A 13,749-nucleotide genomic window follows, 5' to 3' on the forward strand; every position below is an offset into this window, starting at 1 on the left:
TCTTCTTTGCTTTACTTACATTCTCCTCAATAAAATTGCAATTCTTCCTTAAAGAAAAACACAAAAAAACCTTGATCCACGCCACGCAGAACCAAGGTTTATCTTATTATCATTGATTAAATTCAAAAACTATGTTAAATTAGTACAGAAACACGTTTTCTAAAACGAAAGGAACGTATTTATCCGTATCTTAATTGTACACCAAAACACATCTTCAGTCAACCTCTATTTTTCACTTTTAAAGGAGTGCTACCGTATGAACAAAAAACTTGATTTAGAGCAAAAAAGATTGGATACCGTAATCGAAACGATTACGCAGCAAATTGATAAACTGGAAAACGAAACTGGCAGACGCCGGGCAGAAGTAATCAATATTCGTAAACACTTCTGGGATGACGTGAAAGTGAACACGGATACTTTTGATGATTATCTTGAAACAGTTATCAACTTAAGACAACAAGCTCAGTCACTAGCTGTCACACAAATTACCCATAAGCACACCTTTAATCGACTTGCCGCACTAAAACGCATGCATAAAGCACCTTATTTCGGACGAATTGATTTCAAAGAAGAAGGCGAACCTAGCGCAGAGCAAATTTATATTGGCGTTGCTACACTTACTGATGCTAGCGGAGAAAACTTTCTTATATATGACTGGCGCGCACCCATTTCGAGTGTCTACTACGATTATCCACCAGGACCGGCTGAATACAGTACACCAGAAGGCGTAATTCACGGCAATGTGGAGAAAAAATTACAATACATTATTCAAAATGGCGAGATTGATTCTATGTTCGATACGAGCCTTACAATTGGCGATGAAATCTTGCAACAAGCGCTCGGAAAAGGTACGAACAAACATATGCAAAGTATCGTCGCTACAATTCAGCGTGAACAAAATGAAATTATTCGTCACGATGAAGGCCGACTCCTTATCGTGCAAGGAGCTGCTGGTAGTGGTAAAACGTCAGCTGCCCTGCAGCGAATCGCCTACTTACTATATAAATATCGCGAATGGCTAAAAGCGGATCAAATTATTCTCTTCTCCCCTAACTCTATGTTCAATAGCTACGTTTCTAACGTACTACCTGAACTCGGCGAAGAAAATATGCAGCAAGTGACATTCCAAGAATATTTAAATCATAGACTGAGTAAGTCATTTGACGTTGAAGACCCTTATGAGCAATTAGAATATATGCTAACTGAAACAAATAGCCCTACCTATAAAACGAGAAATGCGAGCATCCGATTTAAAGCATCCACTCAATTTTTCGAGATGATTAGAGCGTACAGACAATCTCTTGAATCTTCAGGTATGCTATTTAGAGGAATGAAATTTAGAGGGAAACTAATCGCCTCAGCTAAAGAAATTACAGAGCAATTTTACAATACAGACTCCTCCCTCCGTTTCAATAATAGAATTGAAAAGTTAACGGATTGGCTAAATAAGCAAATAGATGCACTTGAAAAAGCAGAACTGAAAAAGCCTTGGGTAGAAGAAGAAATTGAACTACTTAGTAAAGACGAATATCAAAAGGCTTATAAATACTTGCAGAAAAAAGGCGAGTTTGACGACAACTCCTTTAATGATTTTGAGAAAGAAGCGAAAGTACTTGGACGTATGATTGTCCGTAAAAAAATGAAGCCACTTCGCAAAGGTGTTCAAACACTGCGCTTTATCAATTTCACAGGCATATATAAACAGCTCTTCACAGATGCATCATGGGTTACTGGGGAAAAACCGAAAGAATGGGATGACATTTGCTCATTAACAGTAAACATGCTTGATGAAGGAAAGCTATATTACGAGGATGCGACTCCATTTTTACTTTTAAAAGAATTAATTGAAGGCTTCCAAACGAACAGATCGATTAAACACGTACTCGTAGATGAAGCACAAGATTACTCTCCGTTCCAGTTCGAGTTTTTAAAACGTCTCTTCCCTGCTGCAAGAATGACGGTACTCGGAGACTTTAACCAAGCGATATTTGCCCATGCGAGTGAAACGGTGAATTTCGATACACTTACGAATTTATACGGGCCAGACGAAACAAACGGCATTAACTTAACTCGTAGCTATCGCTCAACAAAACCGATTATTGAATTTACACGTGCTCTCGTACCGGAAGGGAAGAACATTCACGCCTTCGAACGTGACGGCGCGAAACCTACAGTGACGAAAGTAGCTAACCACAACGAACTACACGAACATATTACTGCTAAAGTTGCTGAACTACAAAAAGAGCAGCACAATACGATCGCAATTATATGTAAATCTGCAACTGAAAGCGCCGCTGCCTACGAAGCACTTAATCATATCGAGAATATTAAACTTGTGAAAAGTAACTCAGCCGAGTATGAGCAAGGTATTGTCGTGATCCCTGCTTACTTAGCGAAAGGTATCGAATTTGATGCTGTTATTATTTACGATGCTTCTGAAGATGTGTACAGTGATGAGAGCGTTCGTAGATTGTTCTACACTGCTTGTACGCGCGCGATGCATGAGTTGCAACTTTATAGTGTTGGCGAGGTTAGTCCTTTTGTGCTTGGGGCTGATTCGGAGAGTTTTGAGCTTATAACGAAAACACCTTGATGATTCAAGGTGTTTTTCTCATTCTAAACGACATATCTTTACGCCGATATACACTTAGCACGATTCCAATTATAAATGCGTGAAACAGAGTTGGTACTAATCCATAACTAATAAAAGGTAATGATATAGAAACGCGTGGTAATAATCCTAAAATCATGCCCACGTTATAAATGAAATGAAATGGAATACAAAAAGAGTTACTCCACCAACGAGTAGCAATTTACCATATCGATCGTTTATTTTATAAGATATGGTCATTATTCTTACTGCAAAAAGAGAAAGAATCACGACAAGAACTAGCGCAAGTACATATCCATAATAGTAAGTCAAACTTGCAAATACAAAATCAGTATGGGTAGCAGGGATAGACTTTATATTTCCATATGTACCAAACCAACCTGCCGATGCCATTGCCTCTTTTAAACGTAAATACCATTGATCATGTTCTGGGTTTAAAAAACCTAAAATTCTAGCTATCCGGTATTCTTTTACGGCAGACCAGGAAAATAAATCCCTAATAATAAAGAAACAAATCGGTAACATTGTAATGAGCCATGCCGTTTTCTTTCCTAGCCTACTCCACCAAAGCATAACAAATACCATCGTGATATAGATGAACAGTGGTAAAAGAGTTGATGTAGTTAGAAATAAATATAAAGAAAATAAATACAACATGAGAAGATGTATAAACTTTAATCTACTGTTATTGAAAAAAGAAGCCCAGGCTAGAAGGAAGAATGGTATTGTCATTAGACAGTCAATTATGATGGAACCAATTTTCATTAATGGCTCACCATTCAAAAAAGCAGTAGGAAAACACTTTATTATTAACAAGATAAGTACACCAATTGTATAAAACAGCCACCCGATTCTCTCTAACTTCCGATAATCAAATAGCATCATCCCAATCGCTGTTGTAACACCGAGAATTACAAATATCACCTTATTCATTAATAAGTCAGCATGTCCAAGCGCTATAACTGGCAAAAACCCTAGCCCCATCGCAGCCACTAATAAACCAATTAAGAACCAATCAACCTTTGGCTTATGTAGTTTATTAAGTTCCTGGCCAAGCTTAATTGGACTTCCCATTTGTTCAACAGCCTTATCTTCAGCAACTTCCTCACTTAATCCTTTATCCATCCACATATTCTTCGTCTGTTTCAAGTGAAAATCTAGTTCCGTTGCTACTAAGTCCTTCGCTTCTTTTGATTTAATATGGTTCGTAACTTCTTTTAAAAAACGCTCTCCTTTTTTGTTCATTTTTTTCTCACCCCTGTACTAAGCCTTTTAATATAAATCGTGCCTTTGTAGCATTTTTCTCTGCCTTTCGCAGCATCTTGTTTCCTTTATCATTTAATTGATAATATTTAGCTCCTGCGTGATCCCAGCTAGATTGGATAAAGCGATTCTGTTCTAGACGATGTAATAAAGTGTATAGAGACCCTTCATCACCTTCGAATTTTTGAATCCCTCTTCCTCTTAGTAACTGCATCAATTCATAACCTGTTTTTTCATTCATAAGAAGTTGTAACACTGCTAAAAGGATATCTTCTTCCTTTTCGGACGATTGCTTAATTTTTTCGCGCACCTGCTTCTGGTGCTGATCAGAAAAACTCAAATGTTTAAACGTTGTGTTCTCCATTGATTTTCGCAAGCCTTTTAATCGATCTTCCATTTGATTATTCCTCCAATCCTTCCTTCAAAAGTTCCTTCGCTTTTTTCAGTCTCGTTTTTATCGTATTTTCCTTTACGTCTATTACCATAGTAATCTCTTTAATTGATAATTCTTCATAATAAAATAGATAAATGACTTCTCGATATTTTATCGGTAAATTCATTACTGCAGAAGCTAACCTACTATCCTCAGCATTTTGAATGACAGTTTGTTCGACACTATCATTTTGAATCCCAATATACGCAAATTCATCCTCTGTAACGATTACCTTTTTGTTATACCAACTTTTTATATAGTCCTTACATTGATTGATCGCAATTCTCCATAACCATGTTTTCACATCCGATTTTCCTTTATATGTATGAAGAGATTTATAGCATTTCACAAATATATCTTGCGTTACATCCTCCGCAACCTCTTTATTATTCACATACGAATACACAAGCTGCAGAACTTCTTGTCCATACTTGTTCATTATTTCGTCGATAAGGTCCTCCTTATCTTCTATTTCAAACGCTTCTATCGTTAATTCATCCACATCATTTCCTCCTTCCCATATATTAGACGACGCACTGTATGGAAAAGTTTTATAAATGTATAAAAAAATATGATCGGCAATCACATTTTTTATAAAGCACTTCCTCAGTAAATTACATATAATAAACCGAATAGTCGTTACAATGCATTCACCTAAAGAGCGTCTTTCTCCCAAGGCGCTCTTTAAGTTTACAATAAGGATTTTGTCTTAGTTTTATATCATCAAGATTCCCCTCATCGCTAAATTAAAAAGTATGGAAAAGTTTTATAAATACATAAAAAAATACGGATGGTAATGTCCATACCGTTTTTTTATGAATATTTATTTACTTCTTGTCCCCTGACACTAATGTTCTGCTTAAAAACAGGAATTTTCATCCATATGTCTTGTTCCCTATTTTAAAACATAATACAATTAATATGTAACTTAATAAGCTATAACTAGTAGGTGTGGTAATCATCTCTTCCATTTTGAAAAAAGGGGGAGGTGATAATATGATCGCGATGTTTGTAATTAAATTAGTGTATGGTATCCTAACCGGAGCTGGCGTTGTCATCGGTAGAAGATACGTCGGTCCATGGCTAATTTCTGTATACAAAAAAGCGAGAACCACCCTGCTTCGTGGAAAAGGTAAGGGCGGTTCTCGGCTAAAACGTTAATGTAATTGTCTTATAACCGCACCTACTACCACCACAATAGCAAGTTAGGTTACACAAGGCAGAAGTTTCTCAGGCTTCTGTCTTTTTTATTTTATGCAAAATTCATACTATATACTCTATCATCATTGTAACACATTTTATTTATTTTTAGTCAAGAGAAAAAACCACCTAAAGGCTCCCCTTCAGGTGGTTCTCTATTTTACACTAACGCAGCTGCCTGTTCTTGTTGATCTACAGGAATTACAGCGTCTGTTAGTGCTTTTTCTAGTTCTGCTGTGTATTTCATTTCAACACTATTATCATTAATAACGCTATAAAGACATATACAGTGGTGAAAGCCTTCTTAGATCTGGAGAATTTTGAGTATGATAAATAATACCTTAATTCGTTCAAAACTTACAATAATGATGGCCTATTATTTATTATCTTGATTTAATTCTATAGAAACCTTTCTTTTCCCTATTCGATTTGCAAAAGGAACAAAAATAATAAACGCCATTCCTAACATAACTCCTACAATCGTATTCACAAAAATAAAATCAATATATACTTTCCCATGATCAATTAAACTAATAGCATATGTTAATAGAATCCCGGCAAAAGTACCAAGTATTAATCCTATAAGGATATATAGAATAACTTGTGTCATTATGACCCTTATAATCCCTCTTTTATCAATACATATCGTCCTTAAAACAGCAAATTCTTTTCTTTTTGAATTTATATTATTAATAAGAGTATTAAATACTCCTAACATAACACTAAACACCATTACTATCATCACTACAATAAATATGGACCATCTTTGATAAAACATTTGTTTTGCCTTTTTGACCGACTGTTCATAGCTATTGATTTGTAATTCTGGATACTGTTTTTTTAATTCTTCTAATTGTTTCAAGGTATATTGTTCATCGTTGGAGCTAATAAATAAACGACTAAATACAGTGAAATCTGTATTAAATTCTTTATTTCTCCAATCCATATACATTTCTACATTTGAGCCAGATAATTTTTGAACGATTTCCCCCACAACAACTCTTCCATTCTCTTCTATTTTTTGTGAGGATTCTGAGTACATACCAAGAACAATACTATCCCCTACATGAAGATCATGTTGTAGCGCAAAACCTTTAGTAATAACAACCTTATTTTCCACATTTGTAGAAAGAAGTGGAAGTAAATTTTGTTTCCCCATCTCCTTTAAATCAGCTAATGCATAATTAAAAGAAACATATTGATCGCCTTTCTTCAATTCTGCAGAAACAAAATTACTTAGCGTGCTTACTTCCTTAACGCTTTTTATTTTTTTTATCTCCGCTTGCAATTCTGCATGCTTAATTGTTGAATTTTTACTTAAATGACTTTTTACAATAATATTTGTTGGATATTCTTGTTTTAAATATGCTTCTTCATTCTTTTGAATAGTTTTTAATAGTGCCGATCCAAAAACAGCAATAATCATCATTGTACTAATAGTCAAAACAACAAATGTATTCTTTTTTACTTGTGGTATAAGATTCTTAATTGCTACAAATGATGTATTACCAGTAAGATATTTAATGATAGGTAAAGTGCGCGTTAATAACGTTGGAAGATAAATAGGAAACAATATAAATATCCCTAATATTAATAACAGTGATCCAATTAATACAAACGCTACTCTTGTACCTTCTCCATAAGTTACAAACCTTCCTATAAGAATTAGAGCTATACTGATAAAAGTTATGAATTTCCCAAATTTCAAATACTTATTTTTATTAGAAAAATCGACTTTTTCATTGTCCTGCATAATTTTAAATGGCAACACTTTTGCACTCTTATAAGAGGGCAAAAGCATGAATATTTCAATCAATATTGCGCCAAAAATCATGACCATTACTGCTATTTTATAATCAAATCCTAACGAACTAATTTGAAAAGAAAATAATTTTTCCAGCCATTTTTGCAAGAATTGATTACTTATCACAGCTAGCACAAAGCCCAAGATAGTACCAATAATATTAATCAAGCTACATTGAAATAACACAACTTTAAATATTTGTTTTGTTGTCGCTCCAATGGATCTCATAATAGAAATTTGATTTTTATATTTATATAAAAACAATTCAAAATTAGAAATAATCATCAATGAAGTAACAACAAGCATGAGTACCGACAAAATAATCATAAATATATTTAATGAGGCTAGATTACTCTTTAAAAATTCATCTTCTTCTGTTACATCAATTCGTAAGTCCGAATCAATTTCTCTAATTTGATTAGCTAATGTTAGTACATCTTCATTTTCTTTCATCTTAATTAAAACATAAGTGGCTTCAATATTTTTACTATTCTTTTCCTGCATAAGTCGTTGAACTGTATCTTTAGATAATATAATTATATCAGGAGGCATCCCCGTTGCATCTAAATCTGTCAATAACTCTTTTATCTTATATTGTTTATTTTCTATTAAAATACTATCCCCTATTCGAACCTTCAATACTTGAGCTAATTCTTTATTAATTATCACTTCATTGGATTCTATATTCTCATCAAAATGATACTTACTTTTTGTTAGCAAATCATTTTGAACCCCAACTGTATACATATTTGTGTTTAAACTATCAACTTTTAAACGTGTAACCAAGGCACTCGATGATTGTTTAATACTTTTTGAGGATGTAATTTTATCTAATAGGGACTTATCCATGACTTTTGTTTGATCACTACTGTAACCAACTGACAAATCCATATCTCCATATATCTGTTTAACTTTATTTTCTATTGAATGTCTAGCATTTACCGAGAAAGTTCCCATTGTGATAATTAACGAAATGGACAACATCACACTAACAATTGATGACAATGCAATAAATTTATTCGCTCTAAAAAAACGTAATGCTATTCCCCTAATAGATCTAATCATTGCACTTTCTCCATCAACGCTTTAAACTTCTCTAAAATATTTTCCATATCGATCGGTCCATTATCACATACATAATTGTCAACAATTTTTCCATCATGGAAAAAAATCACGCGATCTGCGTATGTTGCTACATTGGGGTCATGTGTAACTAAAACCATACTTTGATTTAATTTTTTTTTCATCTCTACTAACATTTTTAAAAGTTCTGTAGTTCTATTAAAGTCTAAATTCCCAGTTGGTTCATCAGCTAATACGATAGGTGGTGATGTAATTAATGCCCTTCCGATAGCAACACGTTGCTGTTGCCCCCCTGAAAGTTGAACTGGTCGATGATTAGACCAATTTTCCAAACCAACTAGTTCTATCATCTGCTGTACCTCAGTGTCTATTTCCTCTTTTTTTATATCTTTTAAAATAAGCGGTAATGCAATATTTTCTTTAACTGATAAATCTTTCAATAAATTAAATGATTGAAACACAAACCCTATATTCTCACTCCGGTATTTTGTCGCATATGGTTCAGTAAACATATTATTTTTCACTTCCCCATTTAACAAAATAGTGCCTTCATCTGGACTATCTAAAGCACCTAATATGTTAAGTAATGTACTCTTTCCTGAACCACTTGTTCCCATAACTGCAAGTAACTCACCTCTATATAAATTAAAGGATACATTTTTTAGTGCTTTAACTTCATAGCCAACGCCCTTATAAGTTTTACACAAATTTTTCACAGATAATAAAAACTGACTCTTGTCCATAATACACCTCAATGTCTTAAATCGAATTTTGCGTTATTTGTTCCTCATACCATTTTGCTTGTGATAAATACATTTCATAATATACTCCACGTTTATTCATTAACTCATCGTAGTTTCCCTCTTCAACTATATTCCCATTGTCCATTACAACAATTCTATCTGAATACTTTGTAGGTCCTAATCTATGAGAAATAGTTATTGTCGTTTTATTTTCAGATAATCTGTTGAAAAGTTCAAAAATTTTCATCTCACTTAGTGGATCTAATGCTGCAGTAGGCTCATCTAAAATAATTAAATCTGAATCTTTCAAGAACCCTCTTGCAATAGCCAATTTTTGCCACTCTCCACCAGATAACTCTCTCCCATCTGGTATTTCTCTAGTTAAATATGTATCCAGATTAAATTGATAATTTTTTACTTTCTCATATAACCCTACCTTTTGTAGTGCATTATATAATTCCTGATCATCGTTTAACTTCTTTAGATTCCCAAATCCTAAATTTTCTCTTACACTAAATTTATATTTATAAAAATCCTGGAAAATTGCTGCTACTCTTTCAAAATAAGTTATTTTATCAATATCTTTAATATTTTTTTCGTTTACTCTAATTTCACCATCACTTACATCATAAAGGCCTAAAATACATTTAACTAGTGTAGTCTTTCCAGAACCATTATGCCCTACAATTGAAATATTTTCTCCCTTATTAATCTTTAAGTTTATATTATCCAATACTTTAACATTAGTTTTTGGATAATAAAAACTTATGTTTTTTAAAGATATCTCTTCTACGCTTTGAATTTCTATGGGATCTACTTCTTTTTTATTTTTAACATCGTAATCCAATATTTGCATTAGAGCACTATTATAGATAGCTGTCTCAAAAATCGAACCTAGATGAGAACCAATTGAACCAAATATTGATTGCACAGAAGCTACTGCCCCAAGTAAAGCAACATAGTCACCAATGGATAACTTATTATTAAATATTTGGTATACAAGTATTAAAGATACAACTAAACTAGACACCTGTAATAGTAATGCGGCAATCGATTTAGTTTTGCACTCCCATAAAGCTAAGTTGAGTTTATATTTTTGTATAACTTTAAATAAGTTAGACCATTTATTTAATAAAAAATCTCCCGAATCATTAATCTTTATCTCTCTGATAGCACTTTTATCAACAAAAAGGTTATCAGTAAAGCCCAGTTCTCTATCTTTAGCCGCTGTTTCTTTAGTCATTCTATAATTTTTAGACTTTGCTATAAAAATCAAAATAATACCTGGCAATGTAGACAAAAATAGTGCAATAGGTAATATCCAATGGATCGCAAGCAATATCCCACAAATCCCAATTAAAGAAATCAAGCTTTGTAAAACCCCTATCAAACTACTAATTACCCTTACACCATTTCCGCTTATTGCTATATTCGCTAAATTTATAGTGTCAAAAAAACTACTATCTTCATATTCTTTTAATGGTATTTTAATCAATTTTGTTAACATTATTTTTTTTAGAACATAATTAACAGTCTGGGTAATACGAGTAAATATATATATTCCTATATTACTCAATACAGAAGAGAAGTACTGCAATAAAAAAGTTACTACCAACAAAATTATTACAACTTTTTGAGCATCAGGGTTATTATGTATATTAGTAATCGTGTCAATGGTTTGTTTATTTAAAATGATTAAAATTGGTGGAATAGTAGCGGTAATAAGTGATAATATACAAAATAAGATTAAACTCAAAGGATGCTCTCTATATATATAACCTAGAAAATATTTCTGAGTTTTTATAAATGCCCAAAATTGATTATGTCTTTTCTCCTTCACTATAATCCTCCTCTCAATTAGCTAGTTTAATTTTTCAAGTTATATAGTTAATCAAGTTTTCTTTAGTAATATGACTATTCTCTTCAACTTTACCACTTTCATCCACTCTCATTGCAAAAGGAAATACATCAATATTGAATTTATTAATAATAATATCTTCATCAATAAATAATGCTCTATCCTTATAAACACTATTGCTCATATATTTGAAATTTTTTTCTGTTTTTATTAAAACTAGTTTAATTTCACTTAGGTAGCTAATATTAAAAACATCTAACGAGCTAAAAACTTTATTACATTCTTTGCAATCTAGATCTAAAAAAACAAGTGTATTTTTATTTCCTAATACATTATCGTAAATCCCCTTTATGTCTCCATCAACATTGTTAAAATCAACGTTTGGAATCTTGTCTCCGATTTCTAGTCCCCCCTGAACTACTTGACCCCATTTTAATTTTAAAATTGTAATTATATGTAAGGCTGTTTGTATCGTTATAATAATAAGTAATGAAATTATTATTTGATGATTTATATCCATTATTGCTCCTCCAATTACAACTTAATTAGATAATTTATTAGGAAATATAATTTCAAATATTAATCGAATTAATATTAATGTTATTGTCCAAAATACAGAAATTATAATAATTTCTAGTCCATGCATTAAATGCTCCTTATGAGTCAATACTGTGCTTAAATTTGTGCCATTAAATATTATATTTGGAATAATACTAAGCAATAATAGTAGACATTGAATTAATCCACCATAACCAAGTTTAGTCTCTATTATTTTTCCAAAACAAAAACATTTCTTTTGCTTTTTTTCAACAATTACTTTGAAGTTGATTAAAATAAACATGACTATCAAACCTATCGCTATAATATTAATAAACATATTATTATTAAAAATAATTAAGGATACACCTAAAAAAATCTCCAGAAAAGGGAATAACATTCCAAATATAGATGCTAATTTTTCAGGCATTAAATTCATTTCAACAATCGATTGAGATGCTTCTTTTATAGCAATCAATTTAAACAAACCCGAAATAAAAAAAAGTAATCCTACAGACACACTAAATATTAATGTTATAACATTCAAAAGCCTAATTCCTCCTAATCGATAACTAGTCTGCATAATATATCATGTTAAAATATGGTCTATTATAAAAGTCTAATCTCACAACCATATATCAGTACTATGGATAATAATAAAATAATATTAACAGCTAAATTTTTTGTTGTTACTTTCTTAGGCATATTTAAGGAAAAACAACCACAATTATTTATAAATTCTTTGTTTATGTTAATTACTATCAGTAATATATAAAACACTTGAATTATTAAACCTATAATTAGAACAATATTTGAATATATTGTAGTTATTAATAATAATGCTAAGAATAGCTCTAAAGCAATTAATAGAGAAGTAATAACATTTAGTGATTTTTCTTTTTTAACTATTTGATAATCTTTCATAGCCATATAATAAGCAAATGGCTTTTTCACTTTAGTTCTAACACTTTTTAGAAAAATCAAACCAAGAATAACATATGACATCTTAATCATAATTAGATAAACTGTATCCATAATTTAATCCTGCCCTAACCTTTTTTTGAGTTCTACCAGAAATTCTTGATTATTGAAGTTTTCCTCGAATTCACCAAAATGTATGATTTCTTTTAATTCCTTACCATTTTTCATATATATAATTGAAGGAATAAAACTAATGTCTAATATTTTAATAAGTTCCATATTTAGTTCAGATGAAGCATGTGTGTCATTAGATAAATCTACTAAAACACATCGTCTTTCTTTATTAATAATATTTAACAACTCTATAAACAAATTAAAATCATGTATAAAGCTTTCTCTATCTGAGCATATAGCATATCCTGTATAGTCATTAATCTTCTTCCTAAATTCCGATCCACTCATAATACTTGCGGTAAAATCTTGATTTTTTTTAATTTTGATATATATGTATGCGCATGTAATAATTGCTACTATTAAAATTATTATAAAAAGGTAAGTCACCATTAAAATTCTCCTATGAATACTAATAAAATAAATTTAAAAACAATTAAACATTTTTTGTTTCATCAGTTTAGTAAATTAACATGTTTTATCAATGGATTAATATTCCTCTCATTAAAAACTATAAAATTAGGCAATCATACCAGCTACACAGCTGGTATGATTATCTTTCAATTTATTTAGCATTGGTTAGAGTCGGAACTACAACCATCTACAACCGCACATTTAAATACTTCTTTATATCCTGGAAGCCAACCAGCATGTACATATTTTCTTTTTTTCGTATAGTACGCTCCTGTTTCATCTAATGCGAAATTTTCTTTCCCCCAAGAGCAATCTCCTTTAATTACACTTTCACTTTTACCACAATTCACCATTGAAGGTTTTACAAATGTTTTCATTTAACTTATCTCCTTTAACTTTATAAGTATAATAATCCTAAATAATTACATATTATTTCTTAGCATTGGTTAGAGTCAGAACTACAGCCATCTACAACTGCACATTTAAATACTTCTTTATATCCTGGAAGCCAACCAGCATGTACATATTTTCTTTTTTTCGTATAGTACGCTCCTGTTTCATCTAATGCGAAATTTTCTTTCCCCCAAGAGCAATCTCCTTTAATTACACTTTCACTTTTACCACAATTCACCATTGAAGGTTTTACAAATGTTTTCATTTAACTTATCCCCTTTAGTTTTATGAGTATAATAACTTCAAATAATTTCTAAC

The 13,749-nt window shown here is 31.6% G+C and carries 13 protein-coding genes and 1 pseudogene; 2 read left to right on the forward strand and 12 right to left on the reverse strand.

From position 1 onward, the window contains the following. Nucleotides 1-256: 256 nt before the first annotated feature. The gene (helD, locus tag ACTFO4_RS16245) at nt 257-2,593 is read left to right on the forward strand and encodes an RNA polymerase recycling motor HelD (protein ID WP_326234764.1); all 2,337 of its coding nucleotides are present in this window, start codon (nt 257-259) and stop codon (nt 2,591-2,593) included. A 4-nt stretch (nt 2,594-2,597) separates the two neighbouring features. Here helD and ACTFO4_RS16250 read toward each other — a convergent pair. The 3 genes and pseudogenes from ACTFO4_RS16250 to ACTFO4_RS16260 all read right to left on the reverse strand — a co-directional run bounded on the left by ACTFO4_RS16250 (nt 2,598) and on the right by ACTFO4_RS16260 (nt 4,809). Continuing rightward, nucleotides 2,598-3,856, reverse strand: a pseudogene (locus ACTFO4_RS16250) (FtsW/RodA/SpoVE family cell cycle protein). Between the two features lie 7 nt (nt 3,857-3,863). After that, nucleotides 3,864-4,271: a PadR family transcriptional regulator gene (locus ACTFO4_RS16255; RefSeq protein ID WP_016124238.1), complete on the reverse strand. Its 408-nt coding sequence runs from the start codon at nt 4,269-4,271 to the stop codon at nt 3,864-3,866. 4 nt (nt 4,272-4,275) lie between these two features. Next, nucleotides 4,276-4,809, reverse strand: coding sequence for a sigma-70 family RNA polymerase sigma factor (locus tag ACTFO4_RS16260; protein WP_016124237.1), 534 nt, complete (start codon nt 4,807-4,809; stop codon nt 4,276-4,278). 494 nt (nt 4,810-5,303) lie between these two features. Between ACTFO4_RS16260 and ACTFO4_RS16265 the strand changes: the two genes are divergently transcribed. Continuing rightward, nucleotides 5,304-5,468 (forward strand): hypothetical protein, encoded by a 165-nt coding sequence (locus ACTFO4_RS16265; RefSeq protein WP_000561154.1) that lies wholly within the window; start codon nt 5,304-5,306, stop codon nt 5,466-5,468. A 415-nt stretch (nt 5,469-5,883) separates the two neighbouring features. Here ACTFO4_RS16265 and ACTFO4_RS16270 read toward each other — a convergent pair whose 3' ends face one another. The 9 genes from ACTFO4_RS16270 to ACTFO4_RS16310 form a co-directional block, all read right to left on the reverse strand. Then, a complete protein-coding gene (locus ACTFO4_RS16270) occupies nt 5,884-8,376 on the reverse strand; it encodes an FtsX-like permease family protein (RefSeq protein ID WP_326234763.1) in 2,493 nt (830 codons plus the stop codon). Next, nucleotides 8,373-9,137, reverse strand: a complete 765-nt coding sequence (locus ACTFO4_RS16275; protein ID WP_326234762.1) for an ABC transporter ATP-binding protein — start codon at nt 9,135-9,137, stop codon at nt 8,373-8,375. The genes ACTFO4_RS16270 and ACTFO4_RS16275 overlap by 4 nt, the downstream gene beginning before the upstream one ends. A 16-nt stretch (nt 9,138-9,153) precedes the next feature. Further along, entirely contained in the window at nt 9,154-10,977 is a 1,824-nt protein-coding gene (locus ACTFO4_RS16280; RefSeq protein WP_326234761.1) for an ABC transporter ATP-binding protein, read from the reverse strand. A 34-nt stretch (nt 10,978-11,011) separates the two neighbouring features. Then, the gene (locus ACTFO4_RS16285; protein ID WP_000353919.1) at nt 11,012-11,515 is read right to left on the reverse strand and encodes a hypothetical protein; all 504 of its coding nucleotides are present in this window, start codon (nt 11,513-11,515) and stop codon (nt 11,012-11,014) included. Between the two features lie 21 nt (nt 11,516-11,536). Beyond that, nucleotides 11,537-12,079, reverse strand: coding sequence for a MauE/DoxX family redox-associated membrane protein (locus ACTFO4_RS16290; RefSeq protein WP_326234760.1), 543 nt, complete (start codon nt 12,077-12,079; stop codon nt 11,537-11,539). 62 nt (nt 12,080-12,141) lie between these two features. After that, a complete protein-coding gene (locus tag ACTFO4_RS16295) occupies nt 12,142-12,567 on the reverse strand; it encodes a MauE/DoxX family redox-associated membrane protein (RefSeq protein WP_000381999.1) in 426 nt (141 codons plus the stop codon). Between the two features lie 3 nt (nt 12,568-12,570). Beyond that, nucleotides 12,571-13,017, reverse strand: a complete 447-nt coding sequence (locus ACTFO4_RS16300) for a hypothetical protein (protein WP_440014010.1) — start codon at nt 13,015-13,017, stop codon at nt 12,571-12,573. 176 nt (nt 13,018-13,193) lie between these two features. After that, nucleotides 13,194-13,415 carry a hypothetical protein gene (locus ACTFO4_RS16305; RefSeq protein ID WP_000847606.1) on the reverse strand — a complete coding sequence of 74 codons (222 nt, stop codon included), beginning with the start codon at nt 13,413-13,415 and terminating at the stop codon, nt 13,194-13,196. Between the two features lie 59 nt (nt 13,416-13,474). Next, entirely contained in the window at nt 13,475-13,696 is a 222-nt protein-coding gene (locus ACTFO4_RS16310) for a hypothetical protein (protein ID WP_000847606.1), read from the reverse strand. Nucleotides 13,697-13,749 lie beyond the last annotated feature (53 nt).

Source organism: Bacillus cereus group sp. MYBKT14-1 (genome assembly GCF_051915185.1).
Classification (GTDB): Bacteria; Bacillota; Bacilli; order Bacillales; family Bacillaceae_G; genus Bacillus_A; species Bacillus_A cereus.